Here is an 18,884-nt window from a genome sequence, read left to right on the forward strand (position 1 = left end):
CGCACTCCGCCGATGACCGACCTCCCACCCAGCGCGACGATCCGCCCGCCGCAACCGGATTCAGTCCCGGCCAGCAATTACGGCTTGCACCGGCCGGTGGCCGTCGATGCCGGCCCGCGCGCCCTGGTGCGCGTCACGCAGCCGGACCTGATGCGCCGGGCGATCCTTGAAAAGTCGCGCGGCCGGCTGGTCGTCGCCGCCCTCGGCTTCACCGCGATCTTCGGCGTGGTTGCGGTCAAGCTCGCGCTCGCGACCGTGCTGAACCCGGCCGATGGCCGCCGCGCCGCCGCGCTCTCGCGGCCGCCAGCGCCGGCCGCCGAGGCGCCGGTCGCGCGCGCCACCATCACCGACCGCAATGGCGAGATCCTCGCCGTCTCGCTGCCGCTGACCGCGCTCTACGCCAATCCGCGCGAGATCCAGAACCCGGGCGAGGTCGCCGACCGGCTGCGCGGCATCCTGCCGCAGCTCGACCGCGAACGGCTGATCCAGCGCATGAGCGGCGAGCGGCAATTCGCCTACATCGCCCGCGCGCTGACCCCGCGGGAGATGTCGCAGGTCAATGGCCTCGGCATCCCCGGCCTGTATTTCGAGGAAGCCGAGCGGCGCTATTTCCCGCAGGGGCGCAACGGCGCGCACATCATCGGCGGCGTCGACGTGGACGGCCACGGCATCGCCGGCGTTGAACGGCATTTCAACGCGCGGCTGCGCGACAATCCGACCGAACGGCTGCGCCTGTCGCTCGACATCCGCGTCCAGCTCGCGTTGCGCGACGGCGTGCAGCGCGCCATCACCGAATACAACGGCATCGGCGGCGCCGGCGTGGTGATCGACGTCAATACCGGCGAGACGCTGGCATTGGTCAGTCTGCCCGACTACGACGCCAATGACGTCGGCGCCGCGACGACGGACCAGCGCTTCAATCGCGTCACCGTCGGCGTCTATGAACCGGGCTCCACCTTCAAGCTGCTGACGGCGTCGATGGCGCTCGAACACGGGCTGCAGACCTGGCAGGGCTACGACGCGTCGCAGCCGATCCGTGCCGGCCGCTTCACCATCACCGATTATCGCGGCAAGGGGCGCTGGCTCGCCCTGCCGGAAATCCTTGCCTATTCGTCCAATCTTGGCGCCGCTCGCATGGCCGCGGCGGTCGGCGCGACGGACCATCGCGACTTCATGCGTCGCATGGGCATGACGTCGCGCCTCGGCATCGAGATCCCGGAGACGGCGCTGCCACTGGTGCCCTCGCAGCGCGCCTGGCACGAGCTGAGCACCATGACGATCGGCTTCGGCCACGGCATCTCGGTGACACCGCTGCACGTCGCGACCGCGGCGACCGCCATCGTCAATGGCGGCATCCTGCGCCAGCCGACCATCCTGGCGCAGCCGCCGGGCGTCGAGCGCCCGGGCACGCGCGTCATGAGCGAACGCACCTCCTCGATCATGCGCCGGCTGATGCGCCTGGTGGTGACCGACGGCTCCGGCCGCAACGCGGATATCCCGGGCTATTTCGTCGGCGGCAAGACCGGCACGGCGCAGAAGACCGGCCCGCGCGGCGGCTACCTGCCGAACAAGCGCATCGCCGCCTTCGTCGGTGCCTTCCCGATCTATGCGCCGCGCTATGCCGTCTATGTCATGATCGATGAGCCGAAGCCGAATGCGCGCAGCCATGGCTTCGCCACCGCCGGCTGGGTGGCGGCGCCGGCGGCGGGGATGGTGATCTCCCGCATCGCGCCGATCCTCGGCATGCTGCCCGAACCGGCCACGCCCGAGATCACCCGCGCCATTTCCATGCCCATGAATGGTCGCGGCGTGCCGGCCTTCGTCCCGCCGGGCGGCACGCCCGCCGCCGAGACGCCTGTCCCGGTTCGCCCCGCCACCACGCGCCCCGCCGCCGCCACGCCCCGCCCGGCCGTGCAGCGGGAGGCGAATCTTGCGCCTCGGTGAGATCATGCATCGAGCGGGCCTCACCGGACCGGCCGCCGAGATGGCGATCGCCGGGCTGACGGCCGACAGCCGCGCGGTCGGTGCGGGGATGCTGTTCGCCGCCCTGCCGGGGGCACACGCCGATGGCCGCGATTTCATCGCCGCGGCCGTGGCGCGCGGTGCGGCAGCGGTGCTGGCGCCCGAGGGCACCACATGGCCGGCGGGCGTGCCGGTACGCCCGCTGATCACCGCGGCCGATCCGCGCCGCGCGCTGGCACTGATGGCGGCAGCCTTCCACGGCGCCCAGCCCCGCCACGTGGTGGCGGTGACGGGCACCAACGGCAAGACCAGCACGGCGGATTTCCTGCGTCAGATCTGGATCGCCGGCGGCGAGCGCGCCGCCTCGCTCGGCACGCTCGGACTGGTGGCGGAAGGCTTCCCGACAGGTCCGACCCTGACCACACCCGATCCGGTGGCGCTGCAGGCGACGCTCGCGGCGCTGGCCCGGGCGGGGTTCGGCGCGGCGGCGATCGAGGCCTCCTCGCACGGTCTCGACCAACGACGCCTCGACGGCGTGGTGCTGGCGGCGGCGGGGTTCAGCAACCTGACGCGCGACCACCTCGACTATCATGGCGGCATGGCGGCCTATCGCGCCGCCAAGCTGCGGCTGTTCGACACGCTGCTGCCCGAAGGCGCGCCGGCGGCGGCCTGCACCGAGATGGACGCCGAGACATTGGCCGCGCTGCGCGACATCGCGCGGCTGCGTGGGCTGCGCCTGCTGACCGTGGGCGAGGCAGGCGAGGCGATCCGCCTCCATGCCGCACGGCCACTGCCGGATGGGCTGGCGCTCACCATCACCGCCTTCGGCACACGGCAGGAGATCCACCTGCCATTGCCGGGCCGTTTCCAGGCTGACAACGCCCTGCTCGCCGCGGCGCTGGCGGTCGGCGCCGGCCAGCCGGCCGACCGCGTGCTGGCGGCACTGCCGAATCTCGTGGGCGTGCGCGGCCGGATGGAACGCGCCGCCGTGCTGGCCAACGGCGCGGTGGTCTATGTCGATTTCGCCCATACGCCGGATGCGCTGGAACGGCTGCTCGCCGCTCTGCGGCCGCATACGACGGGGCGGCTGCATGTGCTGTTCGGTGCGGGGGGCGATCGCGACCCGGGCAAGCGGCCATTGATGGGCGCCGCCGCGGCGGCGAGTGCCGATGTGGTCTGGGTGACCGACGACAATCCGCGCAGCGAGGATGCCGCCGCGATCCGCGCCGCCGTGCTGACCGGCGCGCCCGGCGCGATCGATGCCGGCGCGCGGGAGGCGGCCATCGCCGCCGCCCTGTCAGAGCTGCGCCCGGGCGATGTTCTGGCAGTGGCCGGCAAGGGCCATGAAGCCGGGCAGGAGATCGCCGGCGTCAAGCATCCCTTCGACGATGTATCGGTGGTGCGTCGCCTCGCGGGGGTGGCGTCGTGACGGCGCTGTGGACCGCCACCGAGCTGCGCGCAGCGACCGGCGGCACGCTGGCCGCTGATGTCGGGGTCACTGGCGTGTCGATCGATACGCGTAGCATCGCGGCGGGCGATCTGTTCGTCGCCCTGCGCGATGTGCGCGACGGGCATGAATTCGTCGCCGAGGCGCTGACGCGTGGCGCCACCTGCGCCCTGGTCGATCGTGACCCGCCTGGCGTCGCGCCGGATGCGCCACTGCTGCGCGTCGCCGATACGCTGGCAGGACTGACCGCGTTGGGCGCGGCGGCGCGGGCGCGCAGCGAGGCGGTGTTCGTCGGCATCACCGGGTCGGTCGGCAAGACCACGACGAAGGAGATGATGCGCGTCGCCCTCTCCGCCTACGGGACCACGCATGCCGCCGCGGCGTCCTACAATAACCATTGGGGCGTGCCGCTGACCCTCGCCCGCCTGCCGCGCGACGCCGATTTCGCGGTCATCGAGATGGGCATGAACAATCGGGGGGAGATCGCGCCACTCGCGCGCCTCGCCCGCCCTCGTGTCGGCGTCATCACCAACATCGGCACCGCCCATATCGGCCGTCTCGGCAGCGAGGAAGCCATCGCCGAGGAGAAAGGCGACATCATCGCCGGCATCGCCCCCGGTGGCGCGCTGGTGCTGCCGCTCGACAGCCGCTTCGCCGCCCGGCTCGCGGCGCGGGCGCGCGAGACAGGCCTCGACGTGCTGACGCATGGCGAGGCGCCGGGTGCTGATGCGCGGCTGCTCTCCTATGACGGCAGCGACGATGGCGGTCGCGCCGAGATCCTGCTGCGGGGCGAGCGCATCGGGCTGACGCTCGCCGCGCCGGGGCGCCATGTCGCGCTCAACGCCTGCGCGGTGCTCGCCGCCGTCGCCGCGCTGGGTCTCGCACCGCGCGTCGCCGCCGCCGCGCTGCCGGCCTTCGGGCCGCCGGCCGGGCGCGGTCGGCGCATGCGCATCGCCGTGGCCGGCGGCGAAGCGCTGCTGATCGACGATTCCTACAACGCCTCGCCGCCCTCGATCCGCGCCGGCCTCGCCGTGCTCGGCGCGCAGGCGGCGGGCCGTCGCCTTGCCGCGCTGGGCGACATGCGCGAACTCGGCGACGACGCGCCGGCGATCCATGCATCGCTCGCGCCCGACGCCGCCGCCACCTGTGATCTTGTGTACTGCTGTGGGGAATTGATGGGTCATCTGTATCGCGCGCTGCCGGAGTCCAAGCGCGGCGCGCATCTCGCCGATTCCGCCGCCCTCGCCCCGGTGCTGAAGGCCGCGCTGCGACCGGGTGACGCGGTGCTGGTGAAGGGGTCGCTCGGCTCTCGCATGGCAGTGGTCGTCGCCGCGCTGACCGAAGGCGCGCGGGCATGATCTACAACCTGCTCACCCCCTTCGCCGATGACTTCTTCCTGTTCAACCTGGCGCGCTATCATACCTTCCGCGCCGGCGCCGCCTGCATGACGGCGCTGTTGATCAGTCTGATCTTCGGCAGTTCGATCATCCGCTGGCTGCGCAGCTTCCAGCGCGGCGGCCAGCCGATCCGCGACGACGGACCGGAACGCCACCTGATCGAGAAGAAGGGCACGCCGACCATGGGCGGCGTGATGATCCTGCTCGCGCTGGTGGTCTCGACGCTGTTGTGGGCGGATCTGCGCTCGGGCATGGTCTGGGCGGTGCTGATGATCACCATGGGCTATGGCGCGCTCGGCTTCGCCGATGACTGGCTGAAGGTGACCAAGCGCAATACCAAGGGCGTGTCGGGGCGCATGAAGCTGGCGGTGCAGGCCGGGCTTGGCCTAGTCGCGGCGCTGTGGATCACCGCGCTGATGCCCGGCCCGCTGGCCGACAGGCTGGCGGTGCCCTTCTTCAAGGAGTTGCTGATCCCCTTCGGCCTGCTGTTCCCGCTGATCGGCATGCTGGTGATGATGGGCGCGTCCAATGCGGTGAACCTGACCGATGGGCTCGACGGCCTGGCCATCGTGCCGGTGATGATCGCCGCCGCGGTCTTCGCGCTGATCGCCTATCTGGTTGGCAACCGGCTCTTCGCCGACTATCTGCAACTGCATTACGTGCCGGGCACCGGGGAACTGGCCGTGCTGGCTTCGGCGGTGATCGGCGCCGCCCTCGGCTTCCTGTGGTTCAACGCGCCACCGGCGGCGGTCTTCATGGGCGATACCGGCTCGCTCGCGCTCGGCGGCGCATTGGGCGGGCTCGCCGTGGCGACCAAGCATGAGATCGTGCTGGCGATCGTCGGCGGCCTGTTCGTGGTGGAGACCGTCTCGGTCATCATCCAGGTGTTCTGGTTCAAGCGCACCGGCCGGCGCGTCTTCCTGATGGCGCCGCTGCACCATCATTTCGAAAAAAAGGGCTGGGCCGAACCGACCATCGTCATCCGCTTCTGGATCATCGCCATGATCCTCGCCCTGGTCGGGCTGAGCACGCTGAAAGTGCGATGAACGCGCCGGAACCTCCCTTCACCCCGTTTCGCGGCGCGCGCATCGCCGTGGTCGGGCTCGGCCGCGCCGGGCTGCCGGCCGCGCTGCGCCTGGTCGAATGGGGCGCCGAGGTGGAGGCATGGGACGATGGCGAGGCCGCCCGCCGCGCAGCCGAGGAAGCCGGCCTCACACTGCACAATCCGGCCGAGGGCCGCTTCCGCGCCGATGCGCTCCTGCTCTCGCCGGGTATCCCGCACCGGTTGCCCCAGGCGCATCCGGCCGCGCGCGCGGCCGAGGCGGCCGGGGCGCCAATCCTCTCGGATGTCGAATTCCTCTATCGAGCCGTCCTGGTGGCCCATGCCCAGGCACGTTTCGTGGGCGTGACCGGCACCAACGGGAAATCGACCACCACGGCACTGATCCACCACCTGCTGACCGGCGCCGGGCGGCCTTCCCTGGCAGGGGGCAATCTCGGTCCCGCCGCGCTCGGATTCAACATCTTGGGGTCCGACGGGGTCTACACCCTCGAAATGTCGTCCTACATGTTGGAGCGAATCGCCACGCTGCGCTTCAACGTGGCTGTCATGCTGAACCTCAGCCCCGACCACCTCGACCGTCATGGTGACATGGCCGGCTATGCCGCTGCCAAGGCGCGAATCTTCGCCCGGCAGACGGCGGAGGACGTCGCGGTGGTCGGCCAGGACGACCCTGCGACGGTCGCGATGGGCCGCGGCCTCGCCGCCCGGATGGTGCCGATTTCTGGGCTGACACGGCAGGAGGGTGGCATCTGGGCCGAAGGGCGGCTGCTGCGCGACGACGCCGGCGCGATCCTCGACCTCGATGCCGCGCTGGCCCTGCCGGGCAGCCACAACGCCCAGAATGCCGCCGCCGCCGCCGCGGCCTGTTTCGCGCTCGGCCTGACGCGCGAGCAGGTCGCCGCCGGCCTGGCCAGCTATCCAGGCCTGCCGCACCGGCAGGAGACCGTCGCCAAGGCGCGCGACGTAGTCTTCGTGAATGACAGCAAGGCGACCAATGCCGACAGCGCGGCCCGCGCGCTCGACTCCTATGACCGCGTCGTCTGGATTGCCGGCGGCGAGGCCAAGCAGGGCGGTATCGAATCGCTGGCGCCGTATTTTCCGCGCATCGCCCGCGCCTTCTTGATCGGTCGCGACGCGCCGGTGCTGGCGAAGACGCTGGCGGCCCACGGGGTGGCGCATGAGGTGGTCGGCACGCTCGATGCCGCGGTGGATGCCGCCGCCAAGGCCGCCTTCACCGGCGCGGCGCCGGTCGTGCTGCTCTCGCCGGCCTGCGCCTCCTGGGACCAGTTCACCGGCTTCGACGCCCGTGGCGACCGTTTTCGCGACCTCGCGCGTCGCATCGCGCAGGAGACCGTCTGATGGCATTCTCCCGCGCCGATACCTCCGTGCTGGGCCGCTGGTGGTGGACGGTGGACCGCTGGACGCTGGCGGCGCTGCTGGCGCTGATCGGCTTCGGCTACATCATGATGCTCGCCGCCTCCCCGGCGGTGGCCGAACGCATCGGCGCCTCCTCGCGCAACATGTTCTTCTTCAAGCAGGTCGCCTATCTGATGATGGCGGCGGTGCTGATGATCACCGTGTCGCTGCTCTCGCCACGCGGCGTGCGGCGCTTCGCGCTGGCCGGCTTCGCCATCGCGCTGGTGCTGACGGCGGCGACGCTCGTCGTCGGTGTCGAGATCAAGGGCGCGCGGCGCTGGCTGCCGATCCCCTTCCTGTCGCTGCAGCCTTCCGAATTCCTCAAGCCCTTCTTCGCCGTGGTCGCCGCCTGGCTGATCGCCGAAGGGCGCATGCCGGGCTCCAGGGTCTGGGGCGCGTGCATCGCGCTGGGGCTGTTCCTCGTCGTCGGCGCGATCCTGAAGGGGCAGCCGGATATCGGCATGCTTCTCGTCGTCTCGGCGGTGTTCTTCGCGCAGTTCTTCGTTGCCGGCATGAACATGTTCCTGGTCGGCGCCGTGGGCGGGGTGGGCATCGCCGGCGCGGCGGGCGCCTACCTGCTGTTCCCGCATGTGCAGTCGCGCGTGCAACGCTTCCTCGACCCCGCCTCGGGCGATTCCTACCAGGTCAATGTCGCGCTGGAGGCCTTCGCCAATGGCGGGCTGCTCGGCCGCGGGCCCGGCGAGGGTCGCGTCAAGAACGTGCTCCCCGACGCCCATGCCGACTTCGTCTTCGCCGTCGCCGGCGAGGAATTCGGCATGGTGATCTGCCTCGTCATCCTCGGCTTGTTCGCCTTCATCGTGGTGCGCGGCCTCGCGCGGCTGTTGTCGGAGACCGACCTGTTCGTGATGCTCGCCGGCACCGGGCTGCTGACGCAGTTCGGCCTGCAGGCCTTCGTCAACATGGCCTCGACCCTGCACCTGATCCCGACCAAGGGCATGACGCTGCCCTTCGTCTCCTATGGCGGTTCCTCGGTGCTCGCCATCGCGATGGGGATGGGCATGCTGCTGGCGCTCACGCGCCGTCGTGTCGGCGCGCGCAGCGGCGACAGCACCGCCGACCACAGCCCCGCCCCCGCCCTGGCGGCGGGAGGGGCGCGGTGAGGGGCCCGGCCGTGCAACCGATCATCATCGCCGCCGGCGGGACCGGCGGACATCTGTTTCCGGCCGAGGCACTGGCCGCCGAATTGCTGCGCCGTGGCGAGCGCATCGCGCTGATGACCGATGCGCGCTCCGCCGCCTATGATAGCGCCGCCTTCGCCAATGCCGAGCGCTTCGTGCTCTCCGGTGCCGGCCTGTCCGGACGCGGCTTCCGTCGCGCGGCGCGCGGGGCGATGCAACTGATGGCCGGTACCATGCAGGCGCGGCGGCACCTGGCGATGCTGATGCCCTCGGCCGTGGTCGGCTTCGGCGGTTATGCGTCGTTTCCGCCGCTGGCCGCCGCGAGGTTGATGGGTGCGGCACGGCGGCCGGCGATCGTGCTGCATGAACAGAATGCGGTGCTCGGCCGCGCCAACCGTCTGATGGCACGCGCGGCCGACCTGCTCGCGCTGTCCTTCGAGGGCACCACCAATGTGCCGGCCGGCACGCGCAGCGCGGTGGTGGGCAATCCGGTGCGGCCGGCACTCGCCGCGCTTGCCGGCCAACCCTATCCGATGCCGCCCGAGGGTGGCGCGCTGCGCCTGCTGGTGACCGGCGGCAGCCAGGGCGCGCGCATCTTCGCCGATGTCGTGCCCGCCGCGGTCGCCGCGCTGCCCGAAGCGATCCGCGCGCGGCTGCTGGTGACGCAGCAATGCCGTGCCGAAGACCTGGCTCGCACGGAAACCGCCTATCGCGCCGCGGGCGTCGTCGCCGATCTCGCGCCCTTCTTCCCCGACATTGCGGGGCGTCTCGGCACCGCGCATCTGGTGGTGGCACGCGCCGGCGCGTCGACGGTGTCGGAATTGGAATGCGCCGGCCGACCCTCGATCCTGGTGCCGCTGCCCTCGGCGATCGACGACCATCAGAACGCCAATGCGCGCGCCCTGGCCGAAGCCGATGCCGCCTGGGTCTATCCACAACCGGCCTTCACACCGGCGGCGCTGACGGAACGGCTGACCGCGCTGTTCAGCGTGCCGGAACGCCTGGCGTCGGCTGCTGCCGCCGCTGCCGCCCTCGCCCGCCCGCAGGCGGCGCGAGACCTTGCTGACCAAGTGCTGGCGCTGGCGCGTCGCGCGACGATGGGGGTCGCCTGATGCGCGCGCTGCCACTGAATATCGGGCCCATCCATTTCGTCGGGATCGGCGGCATCGGCATGTCCGGCATTGCCGAAGTGCTGCATGTCCTGGGCTACCAGGTGCAGGGCAGCGACCTGAACGAGAGCGCCAATGTCGTGCGGCTGCGCGACGCCGGCATCCCGGTCGCGGTCGGACATGACGCCGCCAATCTCGGCGATGCGCAGGTGGTGGTGGTCTCCACCGCGGTGAAGCGCGACAACCCCGAGGTCGTCGCCGCGCGGAAGCGCTTCATCCCGGTGGTGCGTCGGGCCGAGATGCTCGCCGAGCTGATGCGCCTGAAATGGGCCATCGCGATCGGCGGCACCCATGGCAAGACGACGACGACCTCGCTGGTCGCCGCCGTGCTGGAAGCCGCGCGGCTCGACCCCACCGTGATCAATGGTGGCATCATCAACGCCTATGGCACCAACACGCGCATGGGCGGCGGTGACTGGATGGTCGTCGAGGCCGATGAATCCGACGGCTCCTTCCTGAAACTGCCGGCGGTGGTTGCCGTTGTCACCAACATGGACCCGGAGCACCTCGACCACTGGGGCACCGGCGAGGCGATGAAGGAAGGCTACGCGCAGTTCGTCGGCAATATCCCCTTCTACGGGTTTGCCGTGCTGTGCATGGACCATCCGGAAGTGCAGGCGATGATCCCGCGCCTGTCGGACCGGCGCATCGTCACCTACGGCTTCTCGCCGCAGGCGGATGTGCGGGCGGAGAAGATCATCACCGACCGCATGGGCGCGACCTTCGAGGTGACGATCACCGACCGCGCCACCGGCCGCGTCCGCCAGATGAAGCCGTTCCGCCTGCCGATGCTCGGCCAGCACAATGTGCAGAACGCGCTCGCCGCCATCGCCATCGGTGTCGAGATGGATGTGGACGAAGCCACTATCCGCACCGCGCTCGCCGGCTTCAAGGGCGTGAAGCGCCGCTTCACCCGCACGGGTGAGGCCGGCGGCATCTCCGTGATCGACGATTACGGCCACCATCCGGTTGAGATCGCCGCCGTGCTGAAGGCGGCACGCCAGGCCGGGGCGCGCGATGTGATCGCGGTGGTGCAGCCGCACCGTTATTCGCGGCTGCAATCCTTGTTCGAGGACTTCTGCACCTGCATGAACGATGCCGGCACGGTCATCGTCGCCGATGTCTATGCCGCTGGTGAGCAGCCGATCGAAGGTATCGACAAGGATGCGTTGGTCGAGGGGTTGCGCGCCCGCGGCCACCGTTCGGTGGTGCCGCTGCCGGGGCCGGATTCGCTGCCGGAGATGATCCACGCCATCGCCAAGTCGGGCGACTACGTGGTCTGCCTCGGCGCCGGGAACATCACGACCTGGGCGCATGCCCTGCCGACGCAGCTGCAAGATCTACAGCAGCGTTCGCGCGGCCGGCTCGCCGGGGCGATGAAGTGAGGCCCGGCATGCAGGCCCACGCCACCCTCCCCCCGCTGCGCGGTCGCGTGCAGCGGGATGCGCCGCTCGGTGCGGCGACATGGTTCCGCGTCGGTGGGCCGGCGGATGTGCTGGTGCGCCCGGCGGATGTCGACGACCTGCTGCTGCTCCTTCGCGACCTGCCCGATGACGTGCCGCTGACCGTGCTGGGCGCTGCGTCGAACATGATCATCCGCGATGGCGGCGTGGCCGGCGTGGTGGTGCGCCTGGCGCGCGGATTCGGCGAGATCGTGATCGAAGCCGACGGCATCGTGGCCGGCGCGGCGGCGCTGGATGTGACGGTGGCGGAAACCGCCGCGCAGCACGCGATGGGCGGGCTTGAATTCCTGGTCGGCATTCCCGGCACCATCGGCGGTGCCGTGGCGATGAATGCCGGTGCCTATGCTGCCGAGGTGAAGGACGTCCTGGACTGGGCCGAGGTCGCCACGCCGACCGGCCTGCTGTGCATGACGGCCCATGAGCTTCACTTCGCCTATCGCCGTGCCGATCTGCCCGCGCGGGCCGTGGTCACCCGCGCGCGTTTCCGCACGACGCCGGACGATGTTGCCGTGATCACCGCCCGGCTGAACGAGATCCGCACCGCGCGCGAAGCGACGCAGCCGGTCCGCGCCCGGACCGGCGGGTCGACCTTCAAGAACCCGCCCGGCGCGAAGAAGGCATGGGAGTTGATCGACGCCGCAGGCTGCCGCGGCCTCGCGCGCGGCGCGGCACAGGTTAGCGAGAAGCACTGCAACTTCCTGCTCAACAACGGTGGTGCCACGGCCTGCGACATCGAAGCGCTGGGCGAAGAGGTCCGTGCCCGCGTGAAAGCAGCGTCGGGTGTCGAGCTCGAATGGGAAATCAAGCGCGTCGGGAGGCACCTCCCCGCCGAACCGACCCAATCCTCCGGGCCTGCGGGCCCTCCGGCCATCGGAGCGGTGTCATGACGCAAAAAGTCGCGGTGCTCTATGGCGGCAAATCGACCGAGCGCGAGGTCTCCCTCTCCACCGGCCGCGAATGCATCGTTGCGCTGCGCGAAGCGGGCTTCGAGGTCATCCCCATCGACGTGACCGACGACCTGCCCGCCGTCATTCACGCGCTGACGCATCCGCGCCCCGATGCCGTCTTCAACGCGCTGCATGGCCGCTTCGGCGAGGATGGCTGCATCCAGGGCGTGCTCGACTGGCTGGGCATTCCCTATACGCATTCGGGGCTGCGCGCCTCCGCGCTGGCGATGGACAAGGCGGCCGCCAAGGCGGTGTTCCGCGCGGCGGGCCTGCCGGTGGTCGAACATCGCCTGGTCACCCGCGACGAACTCGAAGCCGCCGACCCGCTGCCGGTGCCCTATGTAGTGAAGCCGGTGAATGAGGGGTCCTCGGTCGGCGTGCATATCGTGCTGAAGGGCAGCAACCAGCGCGCCGAGATCGCCCGCAACTGGCGCTATGGCGACCACGCCATGGTGGAGAGCTACGTGCCCGGCCGTGAGCTGACGGTCGGCGTGATGGGCGACCGCCCGCTGGCGGTGACCGACATCATCGCCGATGCCGGCACCTTCTACGACTACGATTCGAAGTATGCCGCCGGTGGATCGCGCCACGTCATTCCCGCGCAGATGCCGCAGGAGGATTACGCCCGCGCGCTCGACATCGCGCTGCGCGCCCACCAGGCGCTGGGCTGCCGCGGCGCCTCGCGCGCCGACCTGCGCTATGACGAATCCGCCGAGGGCGCGCGCCGCTTGGTGCTGCTCGAAGTGAACACCCAGCCCGGGCTCACGCCGACCTCGCTGCTGCCGGAACAGGCCGCGCATTGCGGCATCCCCTTCCCCGCGCTCTGCGCCTGGATGGTGAAGGAAGCGCGCCATGGCGCGTGACCCCGCCCGCGCCGCGGCTCGCGAACGCCTTGCCCGCACCTCGGTGCCGCACAAGGACCCGGCGCGGCCATCGCGGCTGCGCATCTGGGTCAAGCGGCGCCGGTCGCTGCTGCGTCCGGCGATCTATGGCGCGCTCGGCTGCGCCGCGCTCGGGGTGGTGGTGCTGGCGGTGCGCGCGGTCGACCCGGCCGGGCGCGTGCGTTCCATCGCCGAAGCCTTCGGCGGCGTCGGCGAAGCCTTCGGTCTTGAGGTGCAACATGTCATCCTGGAAGGCCGTCGCAATACACCGACCGACATGATCCGCGCAGCCCTCGGCGTCGCGCGCGGCGACCCGATGCTGGAATTCTCCCCCGAGCAGGCGCGCGCCCGCATCGAGACCATCGCCTGGGTGCAACAGGCGCATGTCGAACGCCGCCTGCCCGGCACCATCCTGGTGCGCATCGAGGAACGGCGCCCCTTCGCCATCTGGCAGAACAATGGCCACTTCGTGATCATCGATCGCGAAGGGCGTGTCGTCGCCTCCGACGGGCTCGACCAGTTCGGCCCGCTGCCGCTGCTGGTCGGCACCGGTGCCGATACCACGGGCGCCGCGCTGCACGACGTGCTGCGCCAGCAGCCCGAAGTCGCCGAGCGCGTGCAGGCGATGGTGCGCATCCACGAACGTCGCTGGAACCTGCGCCTGCACAACGGCACCGACGTGCTGCTGCCCGAGAATCACGAAGCCGTGGCCATTCAACGCCTGGGCGAGTTGCAGCGAGAGGCGCAACTGCTCGACCGGCCGCTCGCAGCCATCGACCTGCGGCTGCCGGACCGGCTGGTGCTGCGCCCGACGCGCCAGGCGGAACCGGCCGAGCAGCCAGCCCAGCAACAGGCAACGAGGGCACGGCGCGGATGAACCAGATGACCCGCCTTCCGGTTCCCATCGATCCCGGCGCACCGCAACGCCGCCGCCGTCATGCGCGCAGCGGCACCTTCGGTGTGATCGACATCGGCTCGACCAAGGCCGTCTGCCTGATCGCGCGCATCGAGAGCGACGGATCGCCGCGCGTGCTCGGCTTCGGGTGGCAACGCGGACGTGGCGTGAAGGGCGGTTCGATCGTCGACCTCGAGGAAGCCGAACGCGCCATCCGCGCAGCGGTGGGCCAGGCGGAGGAGATGGCGGATACCCGCATCCCCGGCGCCATCGTCAACCTGTCCTGCGGCCAACCTGATTCGCGCCAGCTCAACATCCAATGGGGCATCGGTGGGCGCGCCGTCACCGAGAACGACCTGCGCGCCATCCTGCATGAAGGCCGCCGCCGGACCTCCGAAGAAGGGCGCGAGACGGTGCATGCCATCCCGCTCGGCTTCACGGTGGATGCGACGCCCGGCGTCGATGATCCGCGCAGCATGATCTGCGACACGCTCGGCGCGCGGCTGCACATGGTCAGCGCGTCGCAGGCATCCCTGCGCAATCTCGGCGCCTGCCTGATGCGCTGCGACCTCGAGGTCGAGGAACTGGTCTCCGCCCCCTTCGCCGCCGGCCTCGCCACACTCGTCGAGGATGAGAAGCAGCTCGGCGCGACGGTCATCGACATGGGCGGTGGCACCACGTCGCTCGCCGTGTTCAGCGAAGGCCACCTCGTGCACACCGCGCAGGTCGCGATCGGCGGTGGGCAGGTGACCAACGACCTCGCCACCGTGCTGTCCACGCCGGTGGCGCATGCCGAACGCATCAAGACACTGCATGGCAGCGTGCATGGCGGTTCGGATGACGACCGCGAATACCTGCCCGTGCCGCTGCTCGGGGAGGATGAACACGCGATTGCCCGCATCCCGCGCGCCATGGTCGTCGGCATCATCAAGCCGCGGATCGAGGAAACCTTCGAACTGGTGCGCGAGAAGCTCGATGCCGCCGGCCTCGGCAAGGAAGGCGGCACGCGCGTGGTGCTGACCGGCGGCGGCAGCCAACTCGTTGGCGTCCGTGAACTCGCCGCCCGAGTGCTGGACCGCCAGGTGCGCGTCGGTCGCCCCTTGCCGGTGCGCGGCCTGGCCGAGGCCGCATCGGGCCCGGCCTTCGCATCCGCCATCGGATTGCTGCTGTGGGGCGCCGGTGAAGGCCGCCCCGTGCTGGACATCGCACCGGGACCCGCACGGACAAGCGGTGGATTCCGACGCTTCGTCAACTGGATCAAAGACCGCGTGTGATTCGGCCCTCGCCACGAATCGACGCGATCCCGTAGAGAATCTCAAGGAGGCCCGCCCCATGACCCTGAACCTCACCGTGCCGCCGAGCACGCATACGGATTTCAGCCCGCGCATCACGGTCGTCGGCGTCGGCGGCGGTGGTACCAACGCGGTCAACAACATGATCGCGATGGGGCTCGACGGCGTCGAATTCCTCGTCGCCAACACCGACAGCCAATCGCTGTTCCACTCGCGCGCCGAACGGCGCGTGCAGCTCGGCCCGCATCTGACGCAGGGCCTCGGCGCCGGCGCGAAGCCCGAGATCGGGCGCGCCGCCGCGGAAGAAGCGATGGAAGAACTCGCGCACCACATCGAGGGTGTGCACATGATCTTCATCACCGCCGGCATGGGCGGTGGCACCGGCACGGGGGCCGCTCCCGTCATCGCGCGCATGGCGCGCGAGCGCGGCATCCTGACCGTCGGCGTGGTGACCAAGCCGTTCGACTTCGAAGGCCCGAAGCGCAAGAAGTCCGCTGATTCCGGCATCGAGGAACTGCAGTCCTTCGTCGATACGCTGATCGTCATCCCGAACCAGAATCTGTTCAGGCTGGCCAATGAACGCACCACCTTCCAGGAAGCGTTCAAGATGGCCGACAACGTCCTGTACATGGGCGTGCGCGGCGTGACCGACCTGATGGTCAACCCGGGCATGGTCAATCTCGACTTCGCCGATATCCGCACCGTGATGGCGGAAATGGGCAAGGCGATGATGGGCACCGGCGAGGCCGAGGGCGAGGATCGCGCCCGCAAGGCCGCCGAAGCCGCCATCAACAATCCGCTGCTCGAGGACATCTCGATGGCGGGCGCCAAGGGCGTGCTGATCAACATCACCGGCGGCCTCGACATGACGCTGTTCGAGGTGGACGAAGCCGCGAACCGCATCCGCAAGGAAGTCGACGAGGACGCCAACATCATCTTCGGCACCTCGGTCGATGAGGACATGAACGGGCGCGTGCGCGTCTCGGTCGTGGCCACCGGCATCGACCTGGTGGTGAAGGAGGAAGCGGTTCGGCCGAAGCTCGTCGTCAATGGCGGTGCTGCGCCGGTCTCCGCGGTGTCGACGCAGAATGTGGCCCCCGTCACTGCGCCGCGCCCGGCCGCCGCCTCCTTCGTGCGCCGCGTGGCGGATGCCGGCCCGGCCCCCGTCACCGCCATGCCGACGATGCGTCCGGCAGTGGTCGAAGCCGCACCCGAACCGCAGTATCATGAAGCGCAGCTGGCCGAGACCGCCGAAGCGCAGACCACCATGGAGCAGGCCCCGGTGATGATGTCGCCGGCGCCGATGCACCACGACCCGATGCCGGCGATGCGCCCGGCTGTGGTCGAGGCGCAGCGCAACGCCGGCGCCGGCTTCCGCGGCCTGTTCCAGAAGGCGACCGGCCTGGGCAGCATGATGCGCCGCACCCTGCCCGAGGCGCCCGCGCCGGTGCAGCAGCATCACGGCACCGCCCCATCGGTGCGTATGGAGCCATCGGTGGGCGCCCCCCCCATGGCGGCGGCACCGGCCCGCCAGGCGCCGCGCCCCGCTCAGCAGCAGGATGAGATGGGCCTCGAAATCCCGACCTTCCTGCGCCGCCAGAGCAACTGACGCGACCTCTGAGCACCGCCCTGTTTGCACGCCCCGAAGGCCTCACAGCTTTCGGGGCGTGGTTTTTTGTTCGGCGGTTCAGAACGTCGCAATGCAACACGCCCCAATTTCGCCCCATTCCGCGACGCACCAATTCAATAAAATCAATATCTTGCAGCGTAATACGGAGAAACAAGGCTTGAATGGCATCCCGCATCGCACAGTGCTTCTGTAGGCCTGGGTGTTAACCACCGCTGCCTTCCGTACCCGGCCTTCCTGGCCTGGGCCGGCCAAGGCAGCGCGGATCACCCCGGAAAGGCGACGGGTTTGATGGACGGTTTCATCACGGTTGAGACGGGGCGGCGCAGGACGCTGAAGGCACCCATCGGGTGTGTCGGCGTCGGCCTGCATTCCGGCCTCCGCGCCACCGTCACGCTGCGCCCCGCCGCGGCCGGTACCGGTATCGTGTTCCGCCGCATCGACCTCGGCGGCATCGAGATCCCCGCGCTCTTCGACCATGTGGTCGACACCCGCCTGTGCACCGCGATCGGCGCTGGCACCGCCCGTGTATCGACCATTGAGCACGTCATGGCCGCCCTCGCCGGCACCGGCATCGACGACGCGATCGTCGAGGTCGATGGCCCCGAAGTGCCGATCATGGACGGTTCCGCCGCCCCCTTCGTGTTCCTGATCGACTGTGCCGGCATCGCCACCACGGCCGCGCCGCGCGCGACGATCGAAGTGCTGCGCCCTGTCAGGGTCGAGGAAGCCAACGGCGCCTTCGCCGAGTTGCTGCCTGCCTACGAGGCCGCCTTCGACGCCGAACTCGAGATCGACTTCCCGAATACCGCGATCGGCCGCCAGGACGTCACCATGCGTGTCTCCGAGCGCAGCTTCCGCGAAGGCCTCGCCGACGCGCGCACCTTCACCCTGGCCGAGGACGTCGCCCGGCTGCGCGCCGTCGGCCTGGCGCAGGGCGGCAGCCTCGCCAATGCGGTGGTGGTGGACGGCCCGCTGGTGCTCAATCCGGGCGGTCTGCGTCGCGTCGACGAATTCGTGCGCCACAAGCTGCTCGATGTGGTGGGAGATCTGGCGCTGGCCGGCGCCCCGCTGCGTGGCCGCTTCCGCGGCAGCCGGTCCGGCCATGCACTGAACAATCGCTTGCTGCGGGCGCTCTTCGCGGACGCATCCGCTTGGCGTTTTGTCGGCCAGCCCGCCTTTGCGGAGGGGTTTTCGACCTCCCCCATGCGCGCTGCCGCCGCCCCCGCGATCGCCTGATCCGCCTTCCGCTCACGCGGCGACTTGGCGGGGCAGCCCCGTCGCATGATATAGAGCGGCGCGTCATCATGGCTCACGAGATGCCCCGTCGATTCCTGCCCATCCTCCTTGTCGCGTTCCTGGCCGGTTGCGGCTCCAGCAGTTTCCGTCAGGGAACCGGGGCCGACCCGTCGTTGAACCCCAACACGGCACCCGCCGACGCGGCCGAGCAGTCGCCCGAAGCGCTGTACGCCGCCGGCATGCAGGAACTGCGCAACAACCGCTACCAGCGTGCCGTCGACCTGTTCGACGCGGTTGAACGCGAACACCCGTATTCCACCTGGGCCACCAACGCCAAGCTGATGGCCGCCTACACTGAATATCACCGCAACCGGTATACCGAGGCGATCGGCGCGCTCGACCGCTTCATCCTGCTGCATCCGGCACATCGCGACATTGCCTATGCGTATTATCTGCGCGCCCTGGCGCAGTACGAGCAGATCAACGATTCCGAGCGCGACCAGCAGCAGACCATCACCGCCATGGCCTCCCTGCAGGAGGTGGTGAACCGGTTCCCGGACACCGCCTATGCGCGTGATGCGCGCCTCAAGATCGACCTCGGCCGCGACCATCTGGCTGGGCGCGAGATGCATGTCGGCCGCTGGTATCAGCGCCAGGGCCTGATGACCGCCGCAATCGGCCGCTTCCGCCGCGTGGTGGAACAGTACCAGACCACCAATCACGTACCCGAGGCGCTGCACCGCCTGACCGAGATCTATCTCTCCCTCGGCTTGACGGAGGAGGCACGGACCACCGCCTCGGTGCTCGGCCACAACTATCCGGGCAGCCCCTGGTACCAGGATTCCTACGCCCTACTGGTCGAGGGTGCGCCGCGGTCGGGCGATGAGCGCCCAGGCTTCCTCACTCGCTCGCTCAACTGGCTGTTTTGAGCAGGGGCACGGCGCAAC

The 18,884-nt window shown here is 70.0% G+C and carries 15 protein-coding genes; all 15 read left to right on the plus strand.

Annotation, left to right across the window (positions count from 1 at the left end; all coding sequences use genetic code 11):
* The first annotated feature begins 12 nt into the window (after window positions 1-12).
* The 15 genes from IEY36_RS05905 (at window position 13) to IEY36_RS05975 (ending at window position 18,866) form a co-directional block, all read left to right on the plus strand.
* A complete protein-coding gene (locus IEY36_RS05905; protein WP_188965976.1) occupies window positions 13-1,944 on the plus strand; it encodes a peptidoglycan D,D-transpeptidase FtsI family protein in 1,932 nt (643 codons plus the stop codon).
* Window positions 1,945-1,948: 4 nt separating this feature from the next.
* Window positions 1,949-3,391 carry a UDP-N-acetylmuramoyl-L-alanyl-D-glutamate--2,6-diaminopimelate ligase gene (locus tag IEY36_RS05910; protein WP_188966129.1) on the plus strand — a complete coding sequence of 481 codons (1,443 nt, stop codon included), beginning with the start codon at window positions 1,949-1,951 and terminating at the stop codon, window positions 3,389-3,391.
* Window positions 3,388-4,767 carry a UDP-N-acetylmuramoyl-tripeptide--D-alanyl-D-alanine ligase gene (locus tag IEY36_RS05915; protein WP_188965977.1) on the plus strand — a complete coding sequence of 460 codons (1,380 nt, stop codon included), beginning with the start codon at window positions 3,388-3,390 and terminating at the stop codon, window positions 4,765-4,767. Before IEY36_RS05910 ends, IEY36_RS05915 begins: the two co-directional genes overlap by 4 nt.
* Window positions 4,764-5,852: a phospho-N-acetylmuramoyl-pentapeptide-transferase gene (mraY, locus tag IEY36_RS05920; RefSeq protein WP_188965978.1), complete on the plus strand. Its 1,089-nt coding sequence runs from the start codon at window positions 4,764-4,766 to the stop codon at window positions 5,850-5,852. Before IEY36_RS05915 ends, mraY begins: the two co-directional genes overlap by 4 nt.
* Entirely contained in the window at window positions 5,849-7,228 is a 1,380-nt protein-coding gene (gene murD, locus IEY36_RS05925; protein WP_188965979.1) for a UDP-N-acetylmuramoyl-L-alanine--D-glutamate ligase, read from the plus strand. Before mraY ends, murD begins: the two co-directional genes overlap by 4 nt.
* Window positions 7,225-8,406, plus strand: a complete 1,182-nt coding sequence (locus tag IEY36_RS05930; RefSeq protein ID WP_229681181.1) for an FtsW/RodA/SpoVE family cell cycle protein — start codon at window positions 7,225-7,227, stop codon at window positions 8,404-8,406. Before murD ends, IEY36_RS05930 begins: the two co-directional genes overlap by 4 nt.
* Window positions 8,407-8,417: 11 nt before the next feature.
* Window positions 8,418-9,536, plus strand: a complete 1,119-nt coding sequence (murG, locus tag IEY36_RS05935; protein ID WP_229681161.1) for an undecaprenyldiphospho-muramoylpentapeptide beta-N-acetylglucosaminyltransferase — start codon at window positions 8,418-8,420, stop codon at window positions 9,534-9,536.
* Complete coding sequence (gene murC / locus IEY36_RS05940) at window positions 9,536-10,978, plus strand: UDP-N-acetylmuramate--L-alanine ligase (protein ID WP_188965982.1); 1,443 nt, start codon at window positions 9,536-9,538, stop codon at window positions 10,976-10,978. The genes murG and murC overlap by 1 nt, the downstream gene beginning before the upstream one ends.
* Before the next feature lie 8 nt (window positions 10,979-10,986).
* The gene (murB, locus tag IEY36_RS05945) at window positions 10,987-11,943 is read left to right on the plus strand and encodes a UDP-N-acetylmuramate dehydrogenase (RefSeq protein ID WP_188965983.1); all 957 of its coding nucleotides are present in this window, start codon (window positions 10,987-10,989) and stop codon (window positions 11,941-11,943) included.
* Window positions 11,940-12,866 carry a D-alanine--D-alanine ligase gene (locus IEY36_RS05950; RefSeq protein WP_188965984.1) on the plus strand — a complete coding sequence of 309 codons (927 nt, stop codon included), beginning with the start codon at window positions 11,940-11,942 and terminating at the stop codon, window positions 12,864-12,866. The genes murB and IEY36_RS05950 overlap by 4 nt, the downstream gene beginning before the upstream one ends.
* Window positions 12,856-13,761, plus strand: coding sequence for a cell division protein FtsQ/DivIB (locus IEY36_RS05955; protein ID WP_229681162.1), 906 nt, complete (start codon window positions 12,856-12,858; stop codon window positions 13,759-13,761). Before IEY36_RS05950 ends, IEY36_RS05955 begins: the two co-directional genes overlap by 11 nt.
* Window positions 13,758-15,053, plus strand: coding sequence for a cell division protein FtsA (gene ftsA / locus IEY36_RS05960; protein ID WP_188965985.1), 1,296 nt, complete (start codon window positions 13,758-13,760; stop codon window positions 15,051-15,053). The genes IEY36_RS05955 and ftsA overlap by 4 nt, the downstream gene beginning before the upstream one ends.
* A gap of 58 nt (window positions 15,054-15,111) precedes the next feature.
* A complete protein-coding gene (gene ftsZ / locus IEY36_RS05965) occupies window positions 15,112-16,680 on the plus strand; it encodes a cell division protein FtsZ (RefSeq protein ID WP_188965986.1) in 1,569 nt (522 codons plus the stop codon).
* Between the two features lie 309 nt (window positions 16,681-16,989).
* Complete coding sequence (gene lpxC, locus IEY36_RS05970; RefSeq protein ID WP_188965987.1) at window positions 16,990-17,937, plus strand: UDP-3-O-acyl-N-acetylglucosamine deacetylase; 948 nt, start codon at window positions 16,990-16,992, stop codon at window positions 17,935-17,937.
* Window positions 17,938-18,017: 80 nt separating this feature from the next.
* Window positions 18,018-18,866 carry an outer membrane protein assembly factor BamD gene (locus IEY36_RS05975; protein ID WP_188965988.1) on the plus strand — a complete coding sequence of 283 codons (849 nt, stop codon included), beginning with the start codon at window positions 18,018-18,020 and terminating at the stop codon, window positions 18,864-18,866.
* Window positions 18,867-18,884: the final 18 nt, after the last annotated feature.

Origin of the sequence: Neoroseomonas lacus (genome assembly GCF_014644535.1) — a bacterium.
Lineage (GTDB): Bacteria > Pseudomonadota > Alphaproteobacteria > Acetobacterales > Acetobacteraceae > Neoroseomonas > Neoroseomonas lacus.

Bases quoted from the DNA above. Each gene is read 5' to 3' on its own strand.
- IEY36_RS05905 (WP_188965976.1), top strand. From the start codon at position 13: ATGACCGACCTCCCACCCAGCGCGACGATCCGCCCGCCGCAACCGGAT.
- IEY36_RS05955 (WP_229681162.1), top strand. From the start codon at position 12,856: ATGGCGCGTGACCCCGCCCGCGCCGCGGCTCGCGAACGCCTTGCCCGC.
- IEY36_RS05950 (WP_188965984.1), top strand. From the start codon at position 11,940: ATGACGCAAAAAGTCGCGGTGCTCTATGGCGGCAAATCGACCGAGCGC.
- mraY (WP_188965978.1), top strand. From the start codon at position 4,764: ATGATCTACAACCTGCTCACCCCCTTCGCCGATGACTTCTTCCTGTTC.
- IEY36_RS05910 (WP_188966129.1), top strand. From the start codon at position 1,949: ATGCATCGAGCGGGCCTCACCGGACCGGCCGCCGAGATGGCGATCGCC.
- lpxC (WP_188965987.1), top strand. From the start codon at position 16,990: ATGGACGGTTTCATCACGGTTGAGACGGGGCGGCGCAGGACGCTGAAG.
- IEY36_RS05975 (WP_188965988.1), top strand. From the start codon at position 18,018: ATGCCCCGTCGATTCCTGCCCATCCTCCTTGTCGCGTTCCTGGCCGGT.
- murC (WP_188965982.1), top strand. From the start codon at position 9,536: ATGCGCGCGCTGCCACTGAATATCGGGCCCATCCATTTCGTCGGGATC.
- murB (WP_188965983.1), top strand. From the start codon at position 10,987: ATGCAGGCCCACGCCACCCTCCCCCCGCTGCGCGGTCGCGTGCAGCGG.
- murD (WP_188965979.1), top strand. From the start codon at position 5,849: ATGAACGCGCCGGAACCTCCCTTCACCCCGTTTCGCGGCGCGCGCATC.
- ftsZ (WP_188965986.1), top strand. From the start codon at position 15,112: ATGACCCTGAACCTCACCGTGCCGCCGAGCACGCATACGGATTTCAGC.
- ftsA (WP_188965985.1), top strand. From the start codon at position 13,758: ATGAACCAGATGACCCGCCTTCCGGTTCCCATCGATCCCGGCGCACCG.